The 26431-nt window shown below is 30.9% G+C and carries 30 protein-coding genes; 15 read left to right on the forward strand and 15 right to left on the reverse strand.

Annotated elements, in window-relative coordinates:
• Positions 1–23 precede the first annotated feature (23 nt).
• From ITB9_RS07080 to rlmB, 3 genes are all read left to right on the forward strand, one after another.
• A complete protein-coding gene (locus ITB9_RS07080; RefSeq protein ID WP_054851684.1) occupies positions 24–1490 on the forward strand; it encodes a RagB/SusD family nutrient uptake outer membrane protein in 1467 nt (488 codons plus the stop codon).
• Between the two features lie 66 nt (positions 1491–1556).
• Positions 1557–2291: a hypothetical protein gene (locus tag ITB9_RS07085; protein ID WP_054851685.1), complete on the forward strand. Its 735-nt coding sequence runs from the start codon at positions 1557–1559 to the stop codon at positions 2289–2291.
• Between the two features lie 65 nt (positions 2292–2356).
• Entirely contained in the window at positions 2357–3091 is a 735-nt protein-coding gene (gene rlmB / locus ITB9_RS07090) for a 23S rRNA (guanosine(2251)-2'-O)-methyltransferase RlmB (RefSeq protein WP_054851686.1), read from the forward strand.
• Here the strand turns inward: rlmB and ITB9_RS07095 are convergent.
• Entirely contained in the window at positions 3086–3850 is a 765-nt protein-coding gene (locus ITB9_RS07095; RefSeq protein WP_054851687.1) for a rhomboid family intramembrane serine protease, read from the reverse strand. The genes rlmB and ITB9_RS07095 overlap by 6 nt on opposite strands.
• A gap of 196 nt (positions 3851–4046) precedes the next feature.
• On the opposite strand from ITB9_RS07095, the gene ITB9_RS07100 reads away from it, so the two are divergent.
• Positions 4047–5324, forward strand: coding sequence for a replication-associated recombination protein A (locus ITB9_RS07100; RefSeq protein ID WP_028289233.1), 1278 nt, complete (start codon positions 4047–4049; stop codon positions 5322–5324).
• On the opposite strand, the gene ITB9_RS07105 is transcribed toward ITB9_RS07100, so the two are convergent.
• Genes ITB9_RS07105 through radC form a run of 4 tightly spaced genes read right to left on the reverse strand, consistent with a single transcriptional unit; the run spans position 5321 to position 8752 of the window.
• Positions 5321–6076, reverse strand: coding sequence for a hypothetical protein (locus ITB9_RS07105; protein WP_054851688.1), 756 nt, complete (start codon positions 6074–6076; stop codon positions 5321–5323). The genes ITB9_RS07100 and ITB9_RS07105 overlap by 4 nt on opposite strands.
• Before the next feature lie 2 nt (positions 6077–6078).
• Positions 6079–6771, reverse strand: a complete 693-nt coding sequence (locus ITB9_RS07110; protein ID WP_028289231.1) for a YjjG family noncanonical pyrimidine nucleotidase — start codon at positions 6769–6771, stop codon at positions 6079–6081.
• The gene (locus ITB9_RS07115; protein ID WP_054851689.1) at positions 6755–8053 is read right to left on the reverse strand and encodes a polysaccharide deacetylase family protein; all 1299 of its coding nucleotides are present in this window, start codon (positions 8051–8053) and stop codon (positions 6755–6757) included. Before ITB9_RS07115 ends, ITB9_RS07110 begins: the two co-directional genes overlap by 17 nt.
• Positions 8054–8752 carry a DNA repair protein RadC gene (gene radC, locus ITB9_RS07120; RefSeq protein WP_054851690.1) on the reverse strand — a complete coding sequence of 233 codons (699 nt, stop codon included), beginning with the start codon at positions 8750–8752 and terminating at the stop codon, positions 8054–8056.
• Positions 8753–8823: 71 nt separating this feature from the next.
• Here radC and ITB9_RS07125 point away from each other — a divergent pair, with 71 nt between their 5' ends.
• Positions 8824–9417: an FMN-binding negative transcriptional regulator gene (locus tag ITB9_RS07125; RefSeq protein WP_054851691.1), complete on the forward strand. Its 594-nt coding sequence runs from the start codon at positions 8824–8826 to the stop codon at positions 9415–9417.
• Between the two features lie 19 nt (positions 9418–9436).
• On the forward strand, positions 9437–9802 hold the full coding sequence (locus ITB9_RS07130; protein ID WP_028606942.1) for a DUF1304 domain-containing protein: 366 nt from the start codon (positions 9437–9439) through the stop codon (positions 9800–9802).
• A gap of 9 nt (positions 9803–9811) precedes the next feature.
• Here ITB9_RS07130 and ITB9_RS07135 read toward each other — a convergent pair whose 3' ends face one another.
• The gene (locus ITB9_RS07135; protein WP_051419137.1) at positions 9812–10087 is read right to left on the reverse strand and encodes a helix-turn-helix domain-containing protein; all 276 of its coding nucleotides are present in this window, start codon (positions 10085–10087) and stop codon (positions 9812–9814) included.
• A gap of 157 nt (positions 10088–10244) precedes the next feature.
• On the opposite strand from ITB9_RS07135, the gene ITB9_RS07140 reads away from it, so the two are divergent.
• Positions 10245–10763, forward strand: coding sequence for a VOC family protein (locus ITB9_RS07140; protein WP_054851692.1), 519 nt, complete (start codon positions 10245–10247; stop codon positions 10761–10763).
• A gap of 44 nt (positions 10764–10807) precedes the next feature.
• Here the strand turns inward: ITB9_RS07140 and ITB9_RS07145 are convergent, their stop codons facing one another.
• Positions 10808–11479 (reverse strand): uracil-DNA glycosylase family protein, encoded by a 672-nt coding sequence (locus ITB9_RS07145; RefSeq protein ID WP_054851693.1) that lies wholly within the window; start codon positions 11477–11479, stop codon positions 10808–10810.
• Positions 11480–11607: 128 nt separating this feature from the next.
• On the opposite strand from ITB9_RS07145, the gene ITB9_RS15345 reads away from it, so the two are divergent.
• Positions 11608–11745 carry a 30S ribosomal protein THX gene (locus tag ITB9_RS15345; protein ID WP_082396101.1) on the forward strand — a complete coding sequence of 46 codons (138 nt, stop codon included), beginning with the start codon at positions 11608–11610 and terminating at the stop codon, positions 11743–11745.
• Here ITB9_RS15345 and ITB9_RS07150 read toward each other — a convergent pair.
• The 4 genes from ITB9_RS07150 to ITB9_RS07165 all read right to left on the reverse strand — a co-directional run bounded on the left by ITB9_RS07150 (position 11735) and on the right by ITB9_RS07165 (position 14712).
• On the reverse strand, positions 11735–12073 hold the full coding sequence (locus ITB9_RS07150; RefSeq protein WP_054851694.1) for a hypothetical protein: 339 nt from the start codon (positions 12071–12073) through the stop codon (positions 11735–11737). The two genes, ITB9_RS15345 and ITB9_RS07150, sit on opposite strands and share 11 nt — an antisense overlap.
• Positions 12030–12788 carry a peroxide stress protein YaaA gene (gene yaaA / locus ITB9_RS07155; protein ID WP_054851695.1) on the reverse strand — a complete coding sequence of 253 codons (759 nt, stop codon included), beginning with the start codon at positions 12786–12788 and terminating at the stop codon, positions 12030–12032. The genes ITB9_RS07150 and yaaA overlap by 44 nt, the downstream gene beginning before the upstream one ends.
• Before the next feature lie 318 nt (positions 12789–13106).
• Positions 13107–14147, reverse strand: a complete 1041-nt coding sequence (locus ITB9_RS07160; protein ID WP_054851696.1) for an RluA family pseudouridine synthase — start codon at positions 14145–14147, stop codon at positions 13107–13109.
• Between the two features lie 10 nt (positions 14148–14157).
• Positions 14158–14712 carry a PASTA domain-containing protein gene (locus ITB9_RS07165; RefSeq protein WP_054851697.1) on the reverse strand — a complete coding sequence of 185 codons (555 nt, stop codon included), beginning with the start codon at positions 14710–14712 and terminating at the stop codon, positions 14158–14160.
• A 126-nt stretch (positions 14713–14838) separates the two neighbouring features.
• Here ITB9_RS07165 and ITB9_RS07170 point away from each other — a divergent pair, with 126 nt between their 5' ends.
• From ITB9_RS07170 to coaD, 3 genes are read left to right on the forward strand one after another with little or no spacing between them, the layout of a single operon-like run.
• Entirely contained in the window at positions 14839–15813 is a 975-nt protein-coding gene (locus ITB9_RS07170) for a D-alanine--D-alanine ligase (protein ID WP_054851698.1), read from the forward strand.
• A 38-nt stretch (positions 15814–15851) separates the two neighbouring features.
• The gene (locus ITB9_RS07175) at positions 15852–16460 is read left to right on the forward strand and encodes a hypothetical protein (RefSeq protein ID WP_054851699.1); all 609 of its coding nucleotides are present in this window, start codon (positions 15852–15854) and stop codon (positions 16458–16460) included.
• A 12-nt stretch (positions 16461–16472) separates the two neighbouring features.
• Positions 16473–16931, forward strand: a complete 459-nt coding sequence (coaD, locus tag ITB9_RS07180) for a pantetheine-phosphate adenylyltransferase (RefSeq protein WP_028289217.1) — start codon at positions 16473–16475, stop codon at positions 16929–16931.
• A 76-nt stretch (positions 16932–17007) separates the two neighbouring features.
• Here coaD and ITB9_RS07185 read toward each other — a convergent pair whose 3' ends face one another.
• Positions 17008–18669, reverse strand: a complete 1662-nt coding sequence (locus tag ITB9_RS07185) for a SulP family inorganic anion transporter (RefSeq protein WP_054851700.1) — start codon at positions 18667–18669, stop codon at positions 17008–17010.
• A 96-nt stretch (positions 18670–18765) separates the two neighbouring features.
• Here ITB9_RS07185 and ITB9_RS07190 point away from each other — a divergent pair, with 96 nt between their 5' ends.
• Positions 18766–20499, forward strand: coding sequence for a M14 family metallopeptidase (locus tag ITB9_RS07190; RefSeq protein WP_054851701.1), 1734 nt, complete (start codon positions 18766–18768; stop codon positions 20497–20499).
• A gap of 239 nt (positions 20500–20738) precedes the next feature.
• Here ITB9_RS07190 and ITB9_RS07195 read toward each other — a convergent pair whose 3' ends face one another.
• Together ITB9_RS07195 and ITB9_RS07200 are read right to left on the reverse strand one after the other, a co-directional pair.
• Positions 20739–23264: a T9SS type A sorting domain-containing protein gene (locus tag ITB9_RS07195; protein WP_054851702.1), complete on the reverse strand. Its 2526-nt coding sequence runs from the start codon at positions 23262–23264 to the stop codon at positions 20739–20741.
• 168 nt (positions 23265–23432) lie between these two features.
• Positions 23433–24014: an NUDIX hydrolase gene (locus ITB9_RS07200; RefSeq protein WP_054851703.1), complete on the reverse strand. Its 582-nt coding sequence runs from the start codon at positions 24012–24014 to the stop codon at positions 23433–23435.
• A 120-nt stretch (positions 24015–24134) separates the two neighbouring features.
• Here ITB9_RS07200 and pyrE point away from each other — a divergent pair, with 120 nt between their 5' ends.
• Together pyrE and ITB9_RS07210 are read left to right on the forward strand one after the other, a co-directional pair.
• The gene (gene pyrE / locus ITB9_RS07205) at positions 24135–24779 is read left to right on the forward strand and encodes an orotate phosphoribosyltransferase (protein ID WP_028289212.1); all 645 of its coding nucleotides are present in this window, start codon (positions 24135–24137) and stop codon (positions 24777–24779) included.
• A 62-nt stretch (positions 24780–24841) separates the two neighbouring features.
• A complete protein-coding gene (locus ITB9_RS07210) occupies positions 24842–25249 on the forward strand; it encodes an orotate phosphoribosyltransferase (RefSeq protein ID WP_028289211.1) in 408 nt (135 codons plus the stop codon).
• On the opposite strand, the gene ITB9_RS07215 is transcribed toward ITB9_RS07210, so the two are convergent.
• Entirely contained in the window at positions 25233–25958 is a 726-nt protein-coding gene (locus ITB9_RS07215) for a biotin--[acetyl-CoA-carboxylase] ligase (RefSeq protein ID WP_054851704.1), read from the reverse strand. The genes ITB9_RS07210 and ITB9_RS07215 overlap by 17 nt on opposite strands.
• 95 nt (positions 25959–26053) lie before the next feature.
• Here ITB9_RS07215 and rsfS point away from each other — a divergent pair, with 95 nt between their 5' ends.
• Positions 26054–26425 carry a ribosome silencing factor gene (rsfS, locus tag ITB9_RS07220; protein WP_028289209.1) on the forward strand — a complete coding sequence of 124 codons (372 nt, stop codon included), beginning with the start codon at positions 26054–26056 and terminating at the stop codon, positions 26423–26425.
• The last annotated feature ends 6 nt before the right edge of the window (positions 26426–26431 follow it).

Genomic DNA, 26431 nt, shown 5'->3' on the forward strand with positions numbered 1-26431 from the left:
AAATCGCTTTTGTATCAAGTTTGATGCTAAGCATTACAGGATGTTCTGATGATCTTCTAGATAATACTGGTGTCTCAGGAACTAGTCAACCAACTCAATTCCTGACTTCAGATCAATTAGCTGAAGGGGCAGAAACTAATTTAGCAATTCCAGCTGCTTTCATTAATGGATTGTATGCACAGATGATACAAGCTGGATCAGGAGGAACTACTAACCATGATGACTTTGGTCATAAATCTTATGATGTTTTTGGAGACATGCTTTCTGGTGACATGGCTTTAAGTAATAGTACTTTTGGATGGTATCGTGCCGAAATAACAGAGTTTCAAGCACCATTAGATTTTACTAGAGCAAGAAACAGAATGGTTTGGAGGTATTATTACAGAATAGTAAGGTCTGCAAATACTGTTATTCAAAACTTAGGAGGTAACAATGCAATACCAGAAGTAGAAGAAAACAAGTATGCTATGGGTCAAGCCAAAGCAATGAGAGCTCACTCATACTTCTATTTGACACAATATTTTCAAAAAGAATATAATGCATCTGAAGAAATATTACCATTATATACAGAGCCACTAAATCAAAACCTTCCAAAATCTACAGCTGAACAAGTTTATGATTTAATGGAAAATGATTTGACAGAAGCAATAGAATTATTAGATGGATTTAATAGAGCTGCTAAAAACCAAGTAAATCAAGATGTAGCTAAAGCTTTATTAGCATATGTATTAGGCGCTAAAGGAGGTAGAGATGTAGATGTAGCTTCTTTAACTAATGATGTTATTAATTCAGGTAATTATTCAATGCTAGCAAGTGGAGATGTAACAAATTGTTTCTGTGATGTAAATAATCCAAGTTGGATGTGGGGTATTGATGTAACTGAAAATAACGGATTAGGACTAATCTCTTGGTGGGGACAAATTGATCAATTTTCATACAGTTATGCTTGGGCAGGTGATTATAAAGCAATTGATGCTGATTTATATGATGCTATTCCAAATAACGACTTTAGAAAAGCACAATTTACAAATAATCCAACTAATGATAGACACTTACAACCTGCTGGTAAATTTTATGCATCTGGTTCTATAGGTGGAACATCACAAGTTGTATCTGCTGATTATGTATACATGCGTGTAGAAGAAATGTATTTACTAAATGCTGAAGCAAATGCAAAACTAGGTTTTGATGGTCCAGCTAGAACAAGCTTAAAAGCTTTATTAGACAATAGACTAACTGATGCTTCATATGTAGATGCATTATCAGGTCAAGCTTTACAAGACGAAATATACCTTCAAACTAGAATTGAGTTATGGGGAGAAGGAAAATCTTTCTTAGCGATGAAACGTAATAAAGCAACTACACAAAGAGGTGATAATCACTTATCTTTTGTAGGTGAGGCTATCGATTACAATGATGAGAGAATGCAATTTGAAATTCCTCAAGATGAGATCCAAAATAATCCATTTTTAGGATCACAAAACCAATAATTTAAACTAATTAAAAACACTTTTTTACTTCATGTAAAAAAGTGTTTTTTGCTAAAATCAAATCTTATGAAAAATAATAAAATAATATTATTAATATTTATGTTTGCTTTATTCATTTTTACAAGTTGTGAAGAAGAAGTAGAAGCTCCTGGAACGAATTATGTTTCATTTGAAAATAACAGGACATTAGAAGTTGAAGCAGATGGTACATCAACATTTGAAGTAATGGTCTATTCAGCAAACATTGTTGATTCTGACAGAACATTCAACATTATGTTATCACCAGATTCTACTTTAGACCCTTCAACTTACACTTTACCTTCTACGGTTACAATACCAGGTTCTACAAATGTTGGTAAAATAGATATTTCAATAACAGATGTTGACTTAACATTAGCTAACTCAGAATCGATAATCTTAAACCTACAGGGTGGTGATGGTCTTTTCTTAGGTGATGGAATAACATTATCTGTATTAGAAGAGTGTTTATTTAACAAAGTTAATTTAAATATCACTTTAGATGATTGGCCAGAAGAATTATACTGGGCAATAGAAGATGCTGAAGGTAATGTAGTAGTAGAAAACGGACCATATGCTTCATATGCTAATGCATATGCTGGATTATCAGGGTCAATTGAAACTACACTATGTGTTGAAAGTGGTACATACCAGTTTATTGTTACTGATGATTACGGAGATGGTGCTGGAGCGATAGAACTTATAACGTCTACAGGAACTGTATTATTTAGTTCTGATGGATCATATGATTCTGGAGATAGTGTAACATTTACATTACCATAACTTGAGTATTACAATATTTAAAAAGAGCCTGCAATTTGCAGGCTCTTTTTTTATACCTTTGTATCATGGAAAAATCAACTCAAATATTTGGTCTTAGAGCTATTATTGAAGCATTAAATGCAGGAGAAAATGTAGATAAAGTCTTTTTACAAAAAGGTATAAAAGGAGAACTGTTTCAAGAGTTACAATCTGTACTGAAAAATAAAAGAGTTAATTCCTCTTACGTACCTGTTGAAAAACTAAACCGACTAACTAAAAATAATCATCAAGGTGCTGTTGCACAAATAGCTCCTATTAAGTTTTATGACATTGAAGAACTTTATGAAAAAGTGTCTGCAAAAAATGAAACGCCTTTATTTTTGTTACTGGATCAATTAAGTGACGTTAGAAATTTTGGTGCTATTATACGTACTGCTGAATGTACAGGTGTTGATGGAATAATAATCCAAAGTAAAGGTGCTGCTCCTGTGAATGGAGACACTATTAAAACAAGTGCTGGAGCTGTATTTAAAATTCCAATTTGTAGAGTGGATCATATTAAAGATGCTGTGTTTTTTCTTCAAGCATCAGATATAAAAGTTATAGCTGCTACTGAAAAAACTGATAACACCATTTTTGATGTGTCTTTTAAAAAGCCTTGCGCAATAATAATGGGATCAGAAGGTCGTGGAATAAATCCTTCTATTTTGAAAATTGCAGATGAAAAAGCTAAATTACCTTTGTTAGGAGATATTGAATCCCTTAATGTAAGCGTTGCTTGTGGTGCATTTTTATATGAGGCTGTAAGGCAACGATTATAAATCGTTGCTACTTGTTTTATTTTCTTTAAAAGTGTAGTGTATTTTTAATGGTAACGTTGAATCTGATTCTTGTAAATCTAAATCCTCCTCCTCCTCTACCCTTTCTATAAAGTATCCGTTTTCATCAAATTGTTGTAAAAACTCATCGTCTGCTTCATTATAATCAGGCTCTTCCCAAACATAACGTTTTGGTTTTGCTATTTGCTTTCTAAAAAACAAAGCAAATAATAACCCTACTATTAAGCCACTTAAATGTCCTTCCCAAGAAATACCTTCTTCTAACGGAATGGTATTCCAAATCATACTTCCGTACAAGAAGGCCACTAATAATGATAATGCTATTAACCTATAATGTTTAGCTAAAACACCTTTAAAAAAAATAAAACTTGCTAGGACGTATATTAAACCACTAGCACCAATATGGTATGAAGGTCTACCAATACACCAAGTTAAAAAGCCTGACAAAAGAATACCGTAAATTAATACCTTAAATGCTATAGATCTATAAAAATAAAATAATGCTGTGGTTAACACAAACAAAGGAATTGTGTTATGCCATAAGTGCGAAATACCCGAATGTATAAAGGGACTACAAATTACACCTATTAAACCCGTCAGCTTTTGCGGGTAAATACCAAGAAAGTTTAATGAAAAACCATACCGAATTTCGGTAGCAAAAATTAACCATATTAATATCACAAATGCTATTGGATAAATTAAAACGTCATTGGTAAATTTAAAAGGTTCTTGGTGTTTCATTGTTAATTAGATAGCAAATAGTTATCCATTTTTAATGTAATGCAATAATGTCAGTTGGTAGGTGCGTGAGGGATGGAACGGTTTGTTTGAAATCCTTTTTGCCTAAGCAAAAAGATTGAGTAGTGAGAGCCCGACTTTTTTGTGAAGAATGAGCAAAAAAGGCACGCCAAAACAAAATTTAATTTAATTTTACAGTATGAATACGCCTTTAGCAGAAAGATTACGTCCAAAAACATTAGATGACTATATAAGTCAATCGCATTTAGTGGGTCCAAACGGAACTTTAACAACTCATATTAAACAAGGTATTATTCCGAGTATGATACTTTGGGGACCACCTGGAATAGGCAAAACTACCTTGGCCAATATTATTGCGACTACCTCTAATAGACCGTTTTATACTTTAAGCGCAATTAGCTCTGGTGTAAAGGATGTACGTGAGGTAATTGATAAGGCTAAAAATAGTGGTGGTTTGTTTACTGCTAAAAACCCGATTTTATTTATTGATGAAATCCATAGGTTTAGTAAATCTCAACAAGATAGTTTATTGCAAGCTGTAGAAAAGGGTTGGGTGACATTAATTGGTGCAACGACTGAAAACCCTAGTTTTGAAGTAATATCGGCATTATTGTCACGCTGTCAGGTTTATATCTTAAAAGCTTTTGAAAAAACCGATTTAGAAGACCTTTTAAAGCGTGCTATTGAAAAAGATGAGTACTTATCACAAAAAAACATAACACTTAAAGAAACCAGTGCTTTATTACGTTTATCTGGTGGTGATGCTAGAAAATTATTAAATATTTTTGAGCTAATTGTAAATAGTGAAGATAAAGATCCTGTAACTATTACTGATGCTATGGTGTTAGATAAGGTACAAAATAATACTGTTCGCTATGATAAAACTGGTGAACAGCATTATGATATTATTTCGGCATTTATAAAATCTATAAGAGGTAGTGACCCAAATGCTGCTGTATATTACTTAGCTAGAATGGTTGAAGGTGGTGAGGACGTAAAGTTTATTGCTAGACGCATGTTAATTTTAGCTAGTGAGGACATTGGTAATGCTAATCCTACTGCATTGGTAATGGCTAATACAACATTTCAAGCTGTAACAACTATTGGCTATCCTGAATCTAGAATTATTTTAAGCCAATGTGCGACATACCTTGCGTGCTCACCAAAAAGTAATGCTGCATATATGGCTATTAACCATGCACAACAATTAGTTAAACAAACTGGAGATTTAAGTGTACCACTAAATATCAGAAATGCACCTACAAAATTAATGAAAGATATTGGTTATGGTGATGACTATAAATACAGCCATGACTATGACAATAATTTTGCTACGCAAGAGTTTTTACCTAAAGAGATTAGTAATACTAAACTATACCAACCTGGTAATAATGCTAGAGAAAATGCCCAACGTGACTTTTTAAGATCACGTTGGAAAGAAAAATATGGATATTAAAATTTAATATCTAACATTTGTTTTTGTAAGATACCTTTATCGTAGTATTCAATATACCAGCTATTATCTTTCTTGTAAATGATAGCTTCTTTACCTTCTACTATAAAAACATTTTCAAGATTTGTGTTTTTAATTTTATAGACTACTTTAGGTTGGCTATTTACTAATTGAAACCCTTCTGAAATTTTTTGAGCATAAAGCATTGAGTCTTTTGCTTTTGTTTCAATAATTGTTGCTTCAGCTTCTTGAATGTCAGGAACCGTTTCTTTAACTGTTTTGTTTAAGATAACTGGTTGGGTTTCTGTTGTTGCAGAATAGTTATGCTTAAATGTTTCAAAAGTTTTAATAGTATTACGCAATGCTACGTTATAAGCTACCTTATATTCTTTGTCTCTAGACACTCCTTCTTGAGAGGTAAAAACTACTTGATTTTTACAGTTTTTAAAATTAATTTTCAGCTTAGTTTTAAACATGCTACTATCTTCTGTAACATCTGTATATAATACTAAACATCCATTGTTTACTGCATCTGTTGGTAATTGCTCAGAATCTAGAAAAACTGTAAAATTTTGTTTTTCTAATAAAAATTTGGTCAAGCCATTTAGTCTATAATTATTAGGCTTTTTTTGACAAGAAAATTGCTCTGGCACAACTACATACTTGTAGTCATTAAGTTCTGATTGAGCATATAAACCAAATGATAGATTTAATAATAAAAATAAGATTGAAGTAATTTTATATTTAAATTTCATAGTTATAAATAATCTTTAATGTCTAATAAATTCTGGACAACTTTAATGTCCTTTGTCAGTTCTGTTTTATGATAATTAAAACAAATGGCATCTAAACCTATGTTTAAAGCACCTTGTATATCTGCTTCGTAATTATCACCAATCATGATACTGTTTGATGTTTCGGCTTTAGCCGAATTTAATGCAAAATTAAATATTTTAGGATTCGGTTTTTTAACTCCTGCACTTTCAGAGTTTGTAATGGTCTCAAAATAATGATCCAGTTTTGAGGCTTTTAATTTATTATTCTGAGCTTCTTTAAATCCATTTGTAATAATATGTAAAGTATATTTTGTTTTTAAATAATCTAAAAGCTGAAACGTACCTTCAAACACATGATTAAAACTTGATAAGTTGGTAATATAATCGTCTGACAATTGATGTATTAAATTATCCTGAACCGTAAAATTTAAAGCATCAAAAGTGTCTTTTAATCTATGATATCTTAAATAATCTTTAGTAACTTTTTCATCGCGATACAACTTCCAATATTGAAGATTTATAGGTTCATAAAAACTTAAAAAATCTTTAATGTTAGTACCAACTTTATGTTTCTTAAAAATAAAATCGAAAGTCAGTGCCGAGTTTTTATCAAAATCCCAAAGGGTATGATCTAAATCAAAAAAAACATGTTGAATATTATTTAGTTTTTGCATCTATAATTATATTGAATAAGTTTTTAAAATGTTGCCAACGTGGATTGTTACCAAAGGTATAATTATGAAACACTGGTACAAAGGTACCATTTACTTGTTTTATAGACTGTATTAATCGTTTTAAAGCCTGTTGCTTATCTAATAAAGAATGGTACTTTAAAAAGGCAAAATCTAAGGCTTGAAATGGCACTATTTTTAATGGTGTTTGAACTTCAAAATCCAAATCATAAAATAAAAAAGGTGTACATGTACCTGCTCTAAAACCTAAATAATTAACATAACCCATGGTATAGTCTTCTGGTATTTCTAACTCTACTAAATGACGATAAGACTCTGGCAAATTAACTTTTGAAAACGAATGTCTTGAACCTACAATTGCAGTGTTAATAATGCGTTCCATTCGTACTTTTTCTTCTTTTAAAATTTCGATATTAGATAGCGCAAAAAAAGAGGTTTTAATACCAACTTGACAATAGTCGCCAACGTGTTTTATAAGTGAAATAAATTTTTGTTTCTGAAAATTTATATTTTTATCGTAGGTCGAAAAATCGCCCAATAAAAAGAAAAAAACAAACTTATATTTTGAAGTTTTTTGCTTATTAATTACGTATTTATATGTGTCGTATGGGTCACGTTTAAAGCCCATAACAACAGAATATCTTTGGTATAAACGTTTAAATTTAAATGTAAAAAAATCTTTAAACGTGCCTCCTATTGTACGCATCAACCCTTTTAATTTATAATCATAAGCTACTGGAATATCTATTACAGGTCTAACAGTATATTTTTGGTCTGGAAAATCAAAATCAGGATAGTTATCTTGTAAAATAGCTTTAAATTTATAAGCCCAAATATCTACAACAGGTTGGTCTAAAAATTTATTTTTAAAAGCTAAACTTTCTTGTGCTGTGAAACGTCCATAGTCATCTTTTACATGAGGTAAATACTCTTCATAACGACTAATTAGATAAAACGTAGCTGCAAAAATATCAAATGGTAAGGCGCTTTTTTCTCCAGTAGGAAAAAAGCATTTAGTCTCTTCCCATGGTAATACATTTATATCCAAATCGGATAAACCTTGTTCAAAAAGTAACTCGTTTGCGCGTACAAAAATCTCGTTACTTAAAGGTTGCCTTGTGTACGACATTTTTAAGCTGTCATGTGCAATAAATTCCTCTATAACGGTTGTAAAGTTTACAGGAATCCCTAAAATTCTGGTACAAATTTGTTTAAAAACATATTTGAATCTAGGTGAAATTTTATGTGTGTATACTAGTAGCATTTACAGTAGGTTTTCGTCTGCAAAGCTAAAATAAGCGTTTTCTGTAACAATTAAATGGTCTAAGACTTTTATATCTAAACTTTGTGCTGCAGTTTTAAGTTTTAAAGTTACGGCTTTGTCTGCTTGACTTGGAACTAATGTACCTGATGGATGGTTGTGCGATAAAATAAGTCCCACTGCTCCAACCTCTAAAGCCGTTTTTAAAACCAAACGTGTATCTACTAAAGTACCTGTAATTCCTCCTTTACTTAATTGACTTTTATGTATCACTTTATTAGAGTTGTTTAAATATACAATCCAAAATTCCTCATGTGGTAACTCTCCAATAATAGGTTGCATAAGTTCAAAAACAGATTTACTTGAAGTAATTTTCTTTTTTTGCAAAGCCTCCTCTCCTCTTCGACGTCTTCCTAGCTCTAAGGTAGCAATAATGCTAATGGCTTTAGCTTCACCTATTCCTTTAAATTCCATTAATTGTTTGATACTAAGTTTACCCAATTCGCTTAAATTATTATCTACACTAGACAAGATGCGTTTACACAAGGACACAGCACTTTCATCTCTGTTTCCAGAGCCTATTAGAATAGCAACTAATTCGGCATCACTTAAAGATGCTTTTCCTTTGTATAATAGTTTTTCTCTAGGTTGATCATCTTGAGACCAATTTTTAATTGAAAATGAAGTACTTTTATCAGACATTTTATAAAACTACATATAATTTTGTAATTTTTAAATGAAATAAAACACATTAACCCATACAACCAAGCCAATTGTATCCACCTCAAAAACATCAGGATAACGACAAAAACCACTTGATTGAAGTGATTAAAACGTATCCCTTAGCTACAGTAATTTCTGTTAAAAATAATACACCTTTAATTACACATTTACCATTAATATATCGTGAGGAAGACGGAAAATTAATTGGTCATATTGATATTTACAATCCACAAACCAATCTATTAAAAGAACAAAACAAGGTGACTGTACTTTTTTCTGGTCCTGAATGCTACATCTCACCAAGTATATATACCACAACGCAATTACCTACCTGGAATTATATTAAAGTACATTTAACAGGTACTGTAACACAAATTGAAAATAAAGCCGAATTAAAACAGTCTTTAATAACAATGACCCAATTTTTAGAGGCTCCTGACCATAAATATACTTTAGAGGAAGACAACCCAAGGTTAGATAAAAATTTAGAATACATCAAACTTTTTGAAATTTCAATAGATACTTGGGAAGGTAAATTTAAACTGTCACAGGACAAAAAACCAAAAGATAAAGCTAATGCTAGACAAGAGCTTTTACGTGCTAATCAACAAAGTATTAAACACTTTTTAGACAAGATTTTTTAACCTACAAATTAACTTTATTATGGAAATACTTATAAAAACAATCATTGCTTTTGTAGCAATTTTACACTTATATTTTTTATATTTTGAAATGTTTGCTTGGGAAACTACAGGGCGAAAAGTCTTTAAAAATTTTCCTAAAGACTTATTTAAGCCAACAAAAAGTATGGCTGCCAATCAAGGTTTATATAATGGCTTTTTAGCAGCAGGATTAATTTGGTCTTTCTTAATTAAATCTCCAGAGTGGTCTGCAAATATTGCTATTTTCTTTTTGGGCTGTGTTACTGTAGCAGGTATTTATGGCGCATTAAGTGTTTCAAAAAAAATATTTTTCATTCAAGCCTTACCAGCAATTATAGGTATTGTTTTAATACTTTTAAACAGCTAATTGGAAGCGTTAAATTGTACTATCAATTTTACCCCAAGCATCTAAATCTTTTAATATTTTTTCTAGAGATTCACCTCTAGAAGTTAGTTTATACTCCACCTTTGGAGGCACCACTGGATACACTTTTCTGGATATTAAACCCTCTTTTTCTAATTCTCTAACCGTTTGTGTAAACATTTTATTAGAAATACCAGGAATATGCTTTTGTAAAATTCCTGAACGTAAAGCACCATCTAATAAATGAAACAAAACTAATGGTTTCCACTTTGTACCTATTAAGTCCATAGTATAATGTAATGGACAAGTCACATTTTTTTTCAAAATAAAATTTTTATATCATTAAAAATCAACAATTTACTCGTTTTGGTAACTATATCACTTTTAGGTAAGTTATTGTTAATTAGGTAAATATAAATTAATTTTACGATCTAAAATAAAGTATATGAAAAATAATAAAGATTATCCAAAATCCTTTTCACATATTGGACTAACTGTACCTGATATAAAAGAAGCTGTTAAATTTTATTCTGAAGTTATGGGTTGGTATGTCATTATGGAACCATCGGAAATTAAAAAAGAAAAAGATACTGCTATAGGTCAAATGTGTATTGATGTTTTTGGTGACGACTGGCAGACTTTTGAAATTGCGCATTTAGCAACTTCAGATGGTGTTGGAGTTGAGTTGTTTTCTTTTCCGCATGGAGTTAAAGAGGCTCCAGATTTTAATCCATTTAACACAGGTTTATTTCATTTTTGCATTCAAGATCCTAATATTGAAGATTTAATTGAAAAAATTGTCGCCTATGGTGGAAAACAACGCATGCCAATAAGAGCGTATTATCCTGAAGACAAACCCTTTAAAATGTGTTATGTTGAAGATCCATTTGGGATTGTATTTGAGATTTACACACATAGCTACGAGTTAACTTACAGCTCTGGTGCTTATCAAAATAAAAACTAATTTAATTATTAAAAAACGTAAGTCTAAGGCTTACGTTTTTGTTTTTATAGATACTCACGATACTGCATAACCCTAAAATCAAAAGTATTAAACTTTGGATTTTTAGCTTTTAATTGTTTGTACAATGGATTACTACCAATAGCAATATTTGCTGCTCCAGACCCAGAAGTTAAAGAGACTGTTTTAATAATCCTATTGGGCTTATTAGTTTTAGTGGGTAATTCAAATTGATGAATTTTAGGCGTGATTTTACTTACCAAGTGCAATTTTATATTGTAATCTTTTATATGTTTCCTGAAAAAATATTCAGGACCATTTTTGCTATTTCCTCCTGTAAATAACAAAGTGTCTATACTTGGATATTGCTTTAAATACCCAATAACATCTCGTAATTTTATATTAAGCATTCCTAAATCTGAAGCATCAACTTTTTCACGTTGCGCACTATCTACAATATCGCAAACACCTATTTTATGTGCTATTAAAAACTGTTTACGCTGGTCAATTGCTTCTTGACTATTATCATACAACAAACCCAAATCATGAATTTTATCTATATATAACCACAAGCTATTATAATAACTACCATAGCAAAAGTCCACATCTTTTTCTAACAATTCTCCTGTTGTAAAACGTGGAGGTGGTAACGTCCCAACGATTAACTTTTTAGTATCGTCTTTAATAAATGGTGCGTATGGATGTTTATGGTTAAACATAGTGTTTACAAAGATTTATAACAATTTTAAGTTTTTAATCTTGGTTAAAAATAGTGGTTTTGTTACCTTATGAAAAGTAATTAATTTAAATATTTTCACTTACGTGGAAATTAAAACAATACTAAACTATGGGAAAAGGAGATAAAAAAACTAAACGAGGAAAAATAAACAGAGGGACTTTTGGTGCTAGACGACCACGCATAAAAAAACGAGTAAGACCTGAAACCAAAATTGATATTGAAAAAAAAGGAACGGTTAAACCTTAAACCTATTCCCTATTTTTTTACCAACTACAAATGCTCCATAAACTGCTAATATTAGTATTACTATAGTTCCAAATACATACAATGGATATAGAATTGTATTACTATTAGAGTTTAAACACAAGGTATCTGTAATACATACAATTATTTCTTGATCATACAACATTGGTAACACAAAGCTAATTGCTAAGAGCACAGCAATAACACTAAACAAATACACCACGTTTTTGTTTTTTTTAGGTTTACCTGTTGCTTTAAATAAATTGCGTTGTGCTTCTGTACGCTTATTATCTTGTAAAGACCAAGTTTTTTTCGGTTGAGAGGTTGCCATCAAATTGGTAGTTATTGTAATTAAACTGTTTTAAATCTTCAATTGTTTTTGCATTAGTTTCAATAACGTATTTAGCCATTAAACCTCTTGCCTCTTTTGCATAAAACGAAATGATTTTAAGTTTTCCGTTTTTTAATTCTTTAAAGGTAACATCTATAACTGGTACTTTAAGTGCTTTTGTATTTATGGCTTTAAAATACTCGTTTGATGCAAGATTTAAAAACAACTCATCATCTTCTAACTCTTCATTTAAAGACTTTACAATGTCTTCTTTCCAGAATTCGTATAAATTTTTATTGCTACCAACAGGTAACTTTGTTCCCATTTCTAGTCGGTAAGGTTGCATTAAATCTAATGGTTTAAGCACACCATATAATCCTGATAAAATCCTTACTGTATTTTGCATTAAGTCTATTTTATCTTCAGGTAAGTTATAAGCGTCTAAACCTTTATAAACGTCACCATTAAAAGCGTAAACTGCTGGTCTTGCATTGTCTTTTGTAAATGGTAAACTCCAGTCTTGATTACGATTATAATTAAGTTGTGCTAATTTATCGCTAATGTGCATCAAGTCTGATAAATCCTGAGGTTTTTGTTTTTTTAAAACAGTATTTAAGGTTTTGGCTTGTTTTAAAAATTGCGAATCTGTAGTTTTTGCTGTTGGTAATGTTGACTCAAAATCTAATGATTTTGCTGGAGATATAACTAGTTTCATATGCTGTAAATTTAGTGTTGTTTTGCTTTGCAGCAATACATTGCGTTGGTATATAATGTGGTATTATATACTAATTGCTAATTTTTGTTGTTACGAAATTACAAATAACCCTTTGGTTTTAAAAGCTGGATCTATAGTAATTTACAATACTAAAATTTAGTATTACTATTGAAAACTTGAGTTGCGTTAGCGATAGTAATGGCATCCTTTTTTTGCTGCCATAAATGGCAAAAAAAGATATAATGGATAGCGCGACCCTTAAGCTGATCTTAAAATCAGGTTAAGGGTAACGTCCAAATTTGTAATGTTATAAGAATGTTATTCCATGTGTTTAGAGTAGCCTCTCCATTTTTCGATACACTGTTGTATATCGTCTGGAATTGCAGACTCAAAACTCATAAATTTATTGGTAGTTGGATGTACAAATCCTAATGTTTTTGCATGTAGAGCTTGACGTGGCAGCACTTTAAAACAATTATCTACAAATTGTTTGTACTTGGTAAATGTGGTCCCTTTTAAGATTAAATTACCTCCATAACGCTCGTCATTAAAAAGGGTATGTCCTATGTGTTTCATGTGGACACGTATTTGATGTGTGCGACCTGTTTCTAGTTTACAGCTTACTAATGTAACGTAGCCTAAACGCTCTAAAACTTTATAATGTGTGACTGCTGGTTTACCTTTGTCTGCATCGTCATCTAGATACACCGTGTTTTGTAATCTGTTTTTTGGATGACGTCCAATGTTACCTTCTATTGTACCATCTTCTTCATCCATATTTCCCCAAACTATGGCTACATATTCACGCTCGCTAGTTTTGGCTTTAAATTGTGCAGACAGATGTGCCATAGCGACTTCTGTTTTTGCTACGACTAACAATCCTGAAGTGTCTTTATCTATCCTGTGGACTAATCCTGGACGATCACTTGAATTGTTTGGAAGGTTATCAAAATGAAAAATTAAGGCATTTATTAACGTCCCAGAATAGTTACCATGTCCTGGATGCACTACCATTCCTGCTGGTTTATTAACCACTAGTAGTTGATCGTCTTCATAAACGACGTCTAAAGGAAGATCCTCTCCTACCAACAAATTCTCGTGTGGAGGATACTCGAAACGAACTTTTATAACGTCCTCTGGTTTTACTTTGTAATTGGATTTTACAGCAATTTCGTTTACAAAAATACTTCCGTTTTTTGCTGCATCTTGTATTTTGTTACGTGTCGCGTTTTCGATTTTGTTCATTAACCATTTATCAATTCGTAATGGTTTTTGACCTTTATCTGCTACAAAAGAATGATGCTCATATAAGGTACCATTATCTTCTTGTTCTGGTAATTCTGGTGTGTAATCGTTCATTATATTGTATTTATGGACGGTTACCGTTTCCTAAAACAACATCTATTGCTGTTGTTTTAGGTAGTTTTGTTCCTGGTTTTAACACTTTACCTTGATAACGTAAACCTAAAACCATGTCCTTACCAATGTTGTCTATGTATGTTTTTTTACCTACTTTAAATCCTAAGGCTTCTATCATTGGCTTAGCTTGTCTGTAGGATTTCTGATATAAATCTGGCACTGTTATTTTACGGTATCCTGATGGATTTAAAGTAATATAAATTTTACGGTTTTCTTTAACTTGCTCATTAGCTTTTGGATCTTGGTCTATTACAGAAAACTTTGGGTAATTAGGGTTAAAATTAGCCGAATCCTGAATTTGCATCACAAGATTATTGTTTTCTAACTCTATCTGAGCCACTTTAATAGATTTACCTTTTAAGTCTGGAACGGTTTCAAACTCACCATTATTAGTGGTAATATCTAACCATTTTAATATTATAAAACCTAGCACAAACAAGGCAACTATTGCTATTGCTAATTGCGTAAAAAACGCTTTACTTTTAAGAAAACTTATGAAACTCATTTAACTAATTTTTGTAGGCAAATATATAAAAACTAAAAGGTTTTATCTTCGGAATAAAATAAATGATATTTTTACAAAACGAATATTATAACTGTTTATTGGATATCTGATATAATTTAGATTTAAATGAAAAAAAACATTGCCATAATAATGGGAGGTTATTCTAGCGAATATAAAATCTCTCTTGACAGCGGAAACGTTGTATATCAAAACTTAGACAACACTAAATACAATGCATATCGCATTCATATATTTAAGGATAAATGGGTTTACGTTGATGATAATAATACCGAATTTACTATTGATAAAAATGATTTTTCAGTAACTATTAATGGTACAAAAACAACTTTTGACTGTGTCTTTAATGCCATACATGGTAGTCCTGGTGAAGATGGCTTTATGCAAGGTTATTTTAAACTACTAAATATACCTCACACTAGTTGTGGTATGTATCAAGCTGGATTGACGTTTAATAAACGTGATTGTTTAAGTGTTTTAAAACCTTACGGAATACTAACTGCTGAGAGTTTTTACATCAATTTAGGAGATACTATAAACGAAGACGCTATTATTGACAAAGTAGGTTTACCATGCTTTGTTAAAGCTAATAAAGCTGGTAGCAGTTTTGGAATTAGTAAAGTCCATAAAAAAGAAAATTTACAGCAAGCAATTGATCATGCTTTTAAAGAGGATGACGAAATTATAATTGAATCTTTTTTAGACGGAACAGAAGTGTCTGTAGGTGTGATTACCTACAAAGGCGAAACTAAAGTATTACCAATCACAGAAATTGTAAGTGAGAATGATTTTTTTGATTACGAAGCTAAATACTTAGGAAAATCCAACGAAATTACTCCTGCAAGATTAACACAAACACAAGAAGAACAAGTTAATACTGTTGCTAAAAAAGTTTATGAGGTTTTAAAAATGAAAGGTTTTTCTAGAAGTGAATTTATATTTAAAAACAACCAACCACATTTACTTGAAATAAATACTGTACCTGGTTTAACGACTGCCAGTATCTTACCACAACAGGCTAAAGTTGCTGGTATTAGTATGGAAGCCTTGTTTAGTAATGCTATTGAGGAAGCTTTACTTTAAAAAGCATATATTTAGAGACTAACCAAACTTAAACTAATATGATTTTTTACGGTAGAAAAGCGACCACTATAAAGGAAGGTAGGCTTGTTAATGTTAATTGCCCTAATTGTGAAGATGGTCGTACTATGCGATATTCTATCTTTGGTAAATACGCATACTTATATTGGATACCTATGTTTCCGTTAGGTAAAGAAAATATTTTAGAGTGCACCAATTGTCATAAAACATTTGATTTAAAATCGTTACCTAATTCAATAAAAGAAAAATTTAATATTGAAAAAGCTGATGCTAAATATCCAATTTGGTATTTTAGTGGGTTAGCAGTTTTAGTTTTACTAATTAGTTTTGCTGTTTACACAAGTAAAAAGGACGACGAGAACGACAAACGCTATATCAAAGAACCTATGATTGGCGACGTATATTCTGTTGAGACTTCACAAAGTGGTTATTACAGCACAATGAAAGTTAACAAAGTAACAAAGGATAGTATATTTGTAATTTACAATGATGTACTAATTGACAGAAAAGCTAAAGTTTATAAAATAGATAAAGCTAAAAATTACACCACAGAAACAGATGGCTATACTAGAAGTGAAATACAATCACTTTTTGACAAACAAACCATCTACGAAGTAGATAGAGATTAAAACAAACAAAACATGAGACGCGCAATTTTCCCTGGATCCTTTGATCCAATAACCCTTGGACATTATGATATTATTAAACGTGGTGTCAAATTATTTGACGAAGTTGTGGTTGCTATTGGAGTGAATTCTGAAAAAAAATACATGTTTTCTTTAGAAGAAAGACAACGTTTTTTAGAAGAAGCCTTTAAAGACCAACCAAAAGTAAAAGTTGTAACTTATAAAGGTTTAACAATTGATTTTTGCAAAGAAATTGATGCTCAATTTATTTTACGTGGATTACGTAATCCTGCAGATTTTGAATTTGAAAAAGCTATAGCACACACTAATCGTAAGTTATCAAAAATCGAAACTGTGTTTTTATTAACTGCTGCAAGAACCAGTTATATATCATCTTCAATTGTAAGAGACGTTATAAGAAACAATGGTGATTACACTGTACTAGTACCAGATAGTGTAAGACTAAAAGACTAAGTATTACGTTAAACATAAAAAAAGCATAACAATTTAAATCGTTATGCTTTTTTTATGTTTTAAGTTTAAAATAATATTAAAACTTATATTCTGATAAAGGTTTAGGAAACTCTTCTGGATTAGCTGCTAAATGGTATCTAGGATCGTCTATATCCTCTACAACCACTTCTCTAAACTTTGGACTAGATTTGTATAGTAATACTTTACAATCTTCGCTTAAATGTTTTAATCGTATTTGCTTTCCTTCTTTTTCATATTTTTCAACCAGATTAAAAATGGCTTCTAATGCGGAGTGATCACTTATTCTAGATTCTACAAAATCAATTTCTACTGTATCTGGATCATTTTTAATATCAAATTTTTCATTAAAAGCTTGAATACTTCCAAAAAATAATGGTCCCCAAATTTCATATACTTTAGTTCCATCTGCTTTAATACGTTTTCTAGCTCTAATTTTTTTAGCATTTTCCCAAGCAAAAACTAATGCTGAAATAATCACACCAATAAATACTGCTACAGCTAAATCCACAAAAACAGTTACTAATGATACTGTAATTAGTACTACTGCATCAGACTTAGGGATTTTCTTTAATATTCTAAAACTTGACCAAGCAAAAGTCTCTATAACCATCATAAACATAACACCAACTAAAGCTGCAATTGGCACCATTTCTATTAATTTATCTGCAAACAAAATAAACGATAGTAGTGTTACAGCCATCATAATACCTGACAAACGTCCACGACCACCTGCATTAATATTAATTACGGTTTGTCCAATCATACCACAACCACCTGTTCCTCCAAATAGACCAGACACTATATTTCCTGCTCCTTGCGCAACGCATTCTCTGTTTCCGTTACCTCTTGTTTCTGTTAACTCGTCCACAAGATTCATAGTCATTAAAGATTCAATCAATCCAACTGATGCTGCTAAAAATGCAGGTAATGCTATAAATTTTAAAGTATCTAAGTTAAAAGGTAGTTTTTCCCAAAGCTCCATATTTGGTGTTGGAAACTCTCCTTTTAAACCAGTTCCTCCTCCTTCTATAATATATGATCCTACAGTAGACACATCCATATTAAATCCAATAACAATAAGGCTTGTTACTAATATAGCTGTCAAAGCTGCTGGTAATTTTTTAGTTAATTTAGGTAATCCCCAAATAATTCCCATGGTTAACAATACTAAACCAATCATGGTATATAGTTCTGCACCTTGCATAAATGTACTAACATACTCTTTAACACCTGCTTCTGATACTTGTAACGATTTATGTGAAAACATTTTTACCTGTGCAATAAATATTACAATTGATAAACCGTTAACAAATCCCATCATAACAGGATGTGGAATCAAACGCACAAAGCGACCTAATTTAAAAACACCTGCTAAAATCTGTATTAAACCCATTAATACCACACAGGCCATAAGATAGAAAAAACCCATGTTTTCAATAGGTGTATCCATTAACATCCCTTTGGTATGTCCATCTGCAATCATGGTTACAAAAATTACAGCTACTGCTCCTGCTGCTCCAGATATTAAACCTGGACGTCCACCAAAAATAGCTGTTATTAAACCAATAATAAAAGCACCTGATAAAGCCATTAATGGATCTATTTGTGCTACAAAAGCAAATGCTACTACTTCTGGAATCATTGCTAATGATACTGTAATACCTGCTAAAACGTCGTCCTTTGCATTTGGGACTATTTTTCTAATAAACTCTGTCATTGTCTTCAATTTTAGAAGCTGCAAAAGTACGCTTAATTCCAACAATCACAAGTCTATAATATTATATTTGTATAACCCTTATTAAAAAAACTTTCAATGAAAAAAATTTTAGTACTATGTCTAGTCTTTATGTCTTGTCAACCTAAGCTTAAAAAAGACTTTGATTTTACAACTGTATTTGAAAAATCTAAAGGATTAGAAACCGCAACCTACCAGCAAACTATTACATATTATAACAATCTAGCAACTACCTACCCTTCTATATCCATTGACTCGATAGGTATAACGGATTCTGGGAAACCACTACATATAGTTAGTTTAAATCCTGATAAAAATTTTGATTTTAACGCTATAAGAAATGACAAACGTATTTTATTAATTAATAACGGGATACATCCAGGAGAATCTGATGGAATTGATGCTACTATGATGTTATTTAGAGATATTGTAAATGGAGACATTAAAATGCCTAAACACACTGTTTTAGCTACAATCCCAATTTATAATGTTGGTGGTAGCTTAAACCGAAACACATCCACCAGAACCAATCAAAATGGACCTAAAGCTTATGGTTTTAGAGGCAATGCTAGAAACTATGATTTAAATCGTGACTTTATAAAAAGTGATACCAAAAATGCAGAGACGTTTGCTAGAATATTTCATTTAATACAACCTGATGTTTTTATAGACAATCATGTTAGTAATGGAGCAGATTACCAATATACATTAACACATTTATTTACGCAACATAACAAATTAGGTGGTTTGTTAGGAGATTATCTTCATAACACAATGCAACCTAATTTAGAGGATAATTTATCTAAACACAATTGGGATATCACACCTTACGTCAATGTGTTTAATACTGTTCCGGAAGCAGGTTTTAGTCAATTTATGGACAGTCCAAGATACTCAACTGGTTACACTACATTGTTTAACACTTTAGGCATGATGGTAGAAACACATATGCTAAAACCATACAAACAACGTGTTGAAGGGACTTATCAATTAATGAAATCTATGATTGATATTATTGAAAACGATTACACAAAAATTAAAGACTTACGTCAAAACGCTATAAAACAATTAATTGCAAAAACGACTTATCCTTTACAATGGGAAATTGACACCACAAAATCTACAACTTTAAATTTTAAAGGTTATGAAGGTCATAAAATACCAAGTAATATTACAGAAACCAATCGTCTAAAATATAATCGAAATGAGCCATTTACTAAGCAGGTTAATTATCAAAACTACTTTAAACCAAGCTTAGAAGTCGTAATACCTAAAGCATATATTATACCTCAAGATTGGTGGTCTGTTATTAAACGATTAAAATCTAATAACGTCATTTTAAAACCCTTACAACAGGACTCTACAATAACTGTACAATCCTACAAAATTGATGATTATATAACTAGAACAAATGCTTATGAAGGACATTACCAACATTATAATACAACGATAAAAACAACTACAGAAAAATTGATTTTTAAAAAGGGAGATTATATCATAGACACCAATCAATATGCGTTTAGATATTTAATAGAAACGTTAGAACCTCAAGCTCCAGATTCGTTTTTTAATTGGAACTTTTTTGATACCATTTTACAACAAAAAGAAGGGTTTTCTCCATATGTTTGGGAAGATAAAGCCGAAAGTATATTGGAAAATAACCCTAAACTAAAAAATGATTTCAACTTAAAAAAAGCTAATGATTCTGGTTTTGCTGAAAATTGGTATGCACAATTGGATTGGCTACATAAACATAGTAAAAACTATGAAAAGGCACATTTACAATATCCTGTTTTTAGAATATTAAGATAGTAGTATATTATATTTCGTGGTTATTGATGTTTCTATACTATTATAAAACCTGCTATAAATTAAGTCTTAAATCATGATCAATTTGTTCTAAATAATTCAATCTAGAAACATTGATTAACTTCTAATGTAGACTATAAGTTTATCAATATAATTAAATACATCTAAAGATTCATCTAATTTTAAAGCATAAAAAAACCGTTACAAACTGTAACGGTTTTTTTTATTATATGAGATAATGACTACTTTTTAACCATTATCTTTTTAGTAACATTTCGTACTTCAGAGTTTAACTTAAGGATGTAAAATCCTGCAGCTAATTCAGATGTGCTAATTACACTAGAATTGTTAGATAACCTTCCTGCAAGTACTTGTTTTCCGTTTATATCTATCATATAGTAATTAAGCGCTTCATCTTTTAATAAATTAACTTTTACGTTTAATTGATTTACTACTGGATTAGGAAAGGTTTTTACATCTGTAGATAGTTGAGCTTCTATAACAGCGTTACCTTTTACCTGTCCTACAGACACATTACTATTTCTATCTGTTGAACCAACAACAATTACCATTAATGGGCTTCCTACTTCATCTAAATCTGCACAAATTTGATTATTAGCAATTAAATCTAAAATATCAAAAGCTGTTGTTGTTCCTAAAGTAATAGCATTTAAATTAAAAGTCTCAGGATTATAAGCTAAAGTATGCACTTTATAAAAACCTCCAACTTCAGGAATTGTTAGTTCTTGTGTGCTACTGTAACCCTCAATTACTAAGTCATCTCCTTTTGTTAATAAAGTACTTAATTGGTAACCATTAGGTAAAACTGCATCATTGTTTAGGTTTACAGTAACTGTTACAGAAATTCCTGGTGACACAATAGCTAAACCAGTTGATAAAGTAGAAGTTCCTGCTGAAGTTGCTTCGCATTCTAATACATCTACTAAAAAGAATGTAACTTCTTGTACATCACATAGTGTTGATGAAGCGTCATCTCCTGCAAATAATTGAGTTTCCACTTTAAAATTTCCAATACCTAAATCCCAACTAGTTTCAGTTGTTGGATAAGCATAAGGTAAAGTATTATCTGTAACAACAATTGTTGCTCCAGTTTCTAAATTTGTTATGGTAGTTATAGTACTTTCAGAAGCACCTACAACTAATGCTTCAATATAAAAATCTGAAGGTAAATCTGAAATATTATACTCGCCACCTTCAGTAATTATAACTGATTCTGATCCATTTGAAAAAGCAAAAACCTCTAAATTACCACAAGGTTCTTCACAATTAATTGTGAATGTTACACAACTGTTAGCGCATTCAGTTCCGTTAGTATTATTCTCTGTATATATACTTGCACATAATTGGAAAGTACCACAACCGTGAGACCAAACTGAATTTGTTGCTCCTGGATATGTATAAGGCACAACGTTTTCAGTTTTGTTAAACACTTCTCCTGTGTCAACATTTGTTAATGTAAAGTATGCGCTTTCAAGAGGTCCTGAAGTTAATAAGTTAATATTAAAATCTGATGGAAGATTTTCTAAATCGTAACTTGATCCATCTACAATTGCAACTGTTGCGTCAGAAAAGTTAGAAAACTCGAATCCATCTATTGTTCCACAAGGATCTTCACAAGTAATTGTAAATGTTAGACATGCTGAATCACATTCTGTTCCGTTTGCATAATTAGCTTGGTAAACACTCGAGCAGATTTGAAACGTACCACAACCATGAGACCAAACTGTGTTTGTTGCTCCTGGATAAGTATAAGGCACTACATTTTCAGTTTTATTAAAAACTTCACCTGTATCGACATTTGTTAAAGTAAAATATGCGCTTTCAAGAGGTCCGGAAGTTAACAAGTTAATATTAAAGTCTGCAGGAAGATTTTCTAAATCATAACTTGCTCCATCTACAATTGTAATTGCAGCATCAGAGAAGTTAGAAAACTCAAATCCGTCTATTTGACCACAAACAGTATTGTTTATTGTAAAATAAACCACTTCTTTATCACACATTGTGCTTTGACAGTAGTTATTTTCAAAAATCTTACCTATTAACTTAAAGTCACCTGTACCATAACTCCATGCAGCATTACCACCTGGAATAGTGTATGGCAAATAATTTTCACCTACATTAAAAATTTGACCTGTTGTTAAGTTTTTTAGTCTTAAACTAGCACTTTCAGACTGACCATCTACCAATAAATCTACATAAAAATTATTTGGTAAAGCATCCAACTCATAAACACCATTATTTGTTATGGCAACGCTTTCGGTTCCGTTTGTAAATTGGTAACCTGCAATATCGCCACAATTTTGAGCAGGAGCACATGAAATATTAAATCTAATAGTTTCACTATCACAATAACGTCCACAACTATTATACTTGTAAAGTTTTGCTTTAATTTCAAAATTTCCGCAACCATAATTCCAAGCACCATTTCCTCCAGGAAAAGTATATGGTAAATGATTTTCAGAAACAGTATATGATTGACCTGTATCTAAATTTCTTACATAATACTTGGCACTTTGTGAGTAACCATTTACTAATAAATCAATATAAAAATTGTTTGGTAAATCATTAATATAATAAGATTGATTATAATTTATTGCTGTTGAAGTTGTTCCGTTAGAAAACTGAAAACCTGAAATAGAACCACAACGAGTGTCTTCTAAGCCATAGGATTGAGATGAAAAAGCGAAAGCAAATAGCATTAATAACGCTTTAAAAACAAGCGTCTTTTTGGGTAGTTTTTTATACATACTTTTAGGGTTTTGGATTAATTACATTTACAAATGCAAATCTAATTAACAATATTTTCCTACAATAAAATATTGGCTTAAGTGTTAAAAACTAGGCATTAAAAGTTAAACGGTTAGATTGTTAAGACCAAACGCAGCAATATAAATTTTAACAAAAAAATTAAGGTTTTAAAATAACAACTTGATATTAGCGTATGAATTATTTAATGCCTGTTTGGCTGCTTTTTCATTCAACCATTCTACTTTAGTAATACCTTCGTTTATTTGAGGTTGCAACTCGTCTTCAAAATCAGAATACATTTCAAACCAATGCGTAATTTTCAACTTTGATTTACCATTTCTTTTAAAAACATGATAAGTAACAGGAAGCGGTTTTACTATTTTTAAACCATCAACACCTGTCTCTTCAGCAACTTCTCTTATAGCTGTTTCTTCAATGGTTTCTTTTTTTTCGGCTTTACCTTTTGGTAAATCCCATTTATCATTTCTGTAAATAAATAAAATGTCTCCTTTATTATTTAAAACCTTTCCACCTCCTGCAATAACATTGGGTAGTTTTTTTTTAAAAGCTTTCATTAATTTCTCCTTATCATGACCAATCAACCTAACAGAATTAATAGACTTTTTAGATATAGTCTGCAAGACCAAATCAATATTTACATCTTTAAGTAAAAAGTTTTTAAAGTCTGTTTCTTTTTCAACTGTGGTTGTAAGATATATTGGCTTATCGTTAACAAAAATACATTGCATAAAAAATAGTGAATCAAGTTTAGTTAGGTAAAAATATCAAAATTAATGACATGGTTTACAGTTGTAATTTATTTTAAAATTAATTTTAAGTCAAATTAAATAAATCAGTATTTTTGTACTATGATTTTTAATAAACAAACTGCCAGACAAACCGCAAAAGTATTATTGCAAATTAATGCGATAAAATTACAACCAAAGGATCCTTTTACTTGGGCTTCAGGTTGGAAATCGCCAATATACTGTGATAATCGCGTCGTATTATCTTACCCTCCAGTAAGAAATTATATTAGAGAAGAAATAAGTAAATTTATAGAAGAGCATTATGGAAAACCAGATGTAATTGCTGGTGTTGCAACAGGTGCAATTGGTATAGGAATACTTGTAGCAGAATATTTAGGATTACCTTTTGTATATGTACGTCCAGAAGCTAAGGGTCATGGTCGTAAAAACCAAATTGAAGGTCATATAGAAAGCGGACAAAATGTAGTTGTTGTAGAAGATCTGATTAGCACAGGAAAAAGTAGCCTTAATGCTGTTAAAGCTTTAAAAGAAGCTAATGTTAACGTTAAGGGTATGATTGCAATATTTTCTTATGGTTTTGAAGTTTCTAAAAACAATTTCGAGTCAGAAAACATTACTTTACACACATTAAGTAATTACGAAAACCTTTTAAAAGAAGCTGCTTCAAGTAACTATATTTCTGAAAAAGAAATAGAAACGTTAAGTCAATGGAATGCCAACCCAAGTGTTTGGAACGCTAATTGATATAGTAGTATTAATTGTGTAAAACAATCAAATTTTAAACTTAATTTAAAGACCATTAAATAATGACATTAGAAAGCCCAAAAGCAATCCTTGATAAATCAGCCGAAGACACGTTTAACTTTTTAAGCGATGTTAAAAACTTTAAAAGCTTAATGCCAGAAAACATAAGCAAATTTGAAGTTTTAGGTGAAGATAAATTTTTATTTGCACTTAAAGGAATGCCAGAAATAGTATTAAAAAAGAAAGAAATGACGCCTAACAGCAAAATTGTTTTAGGTGCTGCTGGAGGTAAAATTGACTTTGCTTTAATTGGTAACATCAAAGAAATTGAGGCTAATAAAACTGAGGTTCAGTTAACTTTTGAAGGCGAGTTTAATGCTATGATGGCAATGATGATTAAAAAGCCAATTAGTAAATTTATAGAGACTTTAGCTGCAAATATGCCTGAAGCAATTAATACAACAGCTTAATAGTTTTCAAATCAAAGGTTTTTAGTTCTTGATCTTCAATCATAACTTTTAATAAACCTTCATTAGAGACACCTTTTATAATACCAGAAAATAAACCTTCATCGGATTTAAATGTTGAAGGTTTTTCTTTTCTAAATAAATAAGATTCATAATTATTTTTTAAAGCTGAAGTATCATTTTCTAAAAGCTTTAATTGTATTTCTAGATGCTTAAGTATTAGATGTAAGATTTCATCTAAATCATAATTTAATCCTGTTATTAATTTTAAAGATCCTGCCTGAGGTAAATCTTCAAATTTTAGCTGGTTGACATTTAAACCAACACCTACTATTGAAGACACAATATGACTTTGTTTTATGACATTTTCAATTAAAATACCACATATTTTTTTATTAGCTGACAAAATGTCGTTAGGCCATTTTATACTTAATTTAGGAATTTGTAACGTTTCTAAAGCTTTAATAATTGCTAAAGACACAGCCATGCTAATTTTAAATTGGTCTTCAAACTCAAACTGCTTAAAGCCTTTATAGACACTAAACGTTAGGTTTTTAAAAGATTCTGATTGCCAAGCAGATCCCATTTGACCTCGTCCTTTAGACTGTGTGCTAGTGACAACAGTTGTAAAATCTTGTACAGAACTTTCCAAACTTAGATTACGCATAAACCTATTTGTGGATTCAGTGGCATTAAGTTTGATTATACGCATATTAAATAGTTATCTTCGTATTGTAAAATCTTATGATTTTTTTAGAGTATAAAGAACTTAAAAATAATAACTTTGCACAAATTTAAATATTATTAATGGCGAAAAAAGATTCAAACGTAGACGCGCTAATTGCAACAATGCTAGAAGGCATAGAGGATGTTAAAGGTAAAGGAATAAACATTCTTGATTTAAGAGAAATTGAAAACACGGTTTGTGACTACTTTGTAATTTGCGAAGGTACTTCTAACACACAAGTTAACGCCATTGTCAATTCAATACAAAAAAAAGTAAGTAAATCATTAAAAGATAAACCTTGGCATATTGAAGGTGAATCTAATGGTGAATGGGTACTTATGGATTACGTAAACGTCGTGGTTCACGTTTTTCAAAAACACATAAGAGAATATTACGATATAGAGAGTCTTTGGGGAGATGCTAAATTGACCGTTATCGAAACAAATTATTAAACACAT

The sequence above is a fragment of the Olleya sp. ITB9 genome, assembly GCF_001315805.1.
In the GTDB taxonomy this organism is placed as follows: Bacteria; Bacteroidota; Bacteroidia; order Flavobacteriales; family Flavobacteriaceae; genus Olleya; species Olleya sediminilitoris.